The sequence below is a fragment of the Lacrimispora brassicae genome, assembly GCF_054772055.1.
Genome location: NZ_BRYH01000051.1, coordinates 1 through 1,209 on the forward strand (window position 1 = coordinate 1; position 1,209 = coordinate 1,209).

The window sequence follows — 1,209 nt, forward strand, 5'->3', positions numbered from 1 at the left end:
TAATTTATGAACAAAATCATTTTTTCTGGTATGATAAAAGAAAAAGGGGATTTGTCAATGAAAGAGCTGTTGGAGTGGATGGAATACCTGGACGACATACGTCAAAAAAGAAAGGTGCGTCATAAATTAAAAGATATCCTTGTGATCGTTCTGTTTGCTACGCTGGCCAATGCGGATGACTGGGTAGAAATGGAACTGTTTGCCAGGGAAAATCAAGAATATCTGAGAAAATATGTGGAGTTAAAAAACGGTATCCCCTCCCATGATACGCTCTGCCGTGTCATGGGGATGATCTCATCGGATCTTCTGCAGCAGATATATCAAAGGTGGCAGGAGCTGCTGAACCGAAATGAGGGAGAAGCCTTAAAGAAAATCATCTGCATTGACGGGAAAACTATGCGTTCAAATAAACAAAAGGAAAAGAAACCATCCCATATCGTATCCGCATGGAGCAAGGAAGATGGTTTCTGCCTTGGACAAAAAGCAGTGTCTGAAAAGAGCAATGAGATCACGGCAATCCCGGAACTACTGGAAAAAATCCAGATAAAAGGGCAGATCATTACCATAGATGCAATGGGAACTCAGACAGCGATCGCGGAAAAGATACGTGGAAAACGTGCAGAGTATGTGCTGGCATTAAAGAAAAATCAGGGGACATTCTATGAGGAAGTGAGTCTGTATTTTAGCGATTCAGAGGAAAGGGAGAAAATACGTAAAGAGGGGAACTATGTCCGTACGGTAGAAAAAGCCCATGGGGAGTTAGAAATACGAGAGTATTATCAGACAGAATCAATCCACTGGCTGGAACAAAAGAAAGCGTGGAGAGGGCTCAAAAGTATTGGAATGGAGGAAAAAACCATCCGTGGAGAAGCAGGAGAGAAAAAAGAATGTCGTTATTATATAAGCAGCCTAAAAGCGGAGCCGGAGATATTCAAACGGGCAGTAAGGGGACATTGGAGTATAGAAAGTATGCACTGGCATTTGGATGTAACATTTCGGGAAGATGCGAATGCAACGATAGATAAGCAGGCAGCCCAAAATCAGAATATAATTCGAAAATGGAGTCTGAGTATACTGAAAATGATAGATTTGACTCGCCCCAATCTTTCCATGAAGAAGAAACGGTTTGTGATAAGCCTTCGACCAATGCAATATTTAGAAGAGGTGCTGGATTTTTAAAAACAAGAATAATTTTTTGAAGGATAGAAA

1 protein-coding gene is annotated in these 1,209 nt (G+C 41.1%); it reads left to right on the top strand.

Annotated elements, in window-relative coordinates:
• Positions 1-57: 57 nt before the first annotated feature.
• Positions 58-1,179: an ISAs1 family transposase gene (locus ACYVD3_RS23625; protein ID WP_460644962.1), complete on the top strand. Its 1,122-nt coding sequence runs from the start codon at positions 58-60 to the stop codon at positions 1,177-1,179.
• The last annotated feature ends 30 nt before the right edge of the window (positions 1,180-1,209 follow it).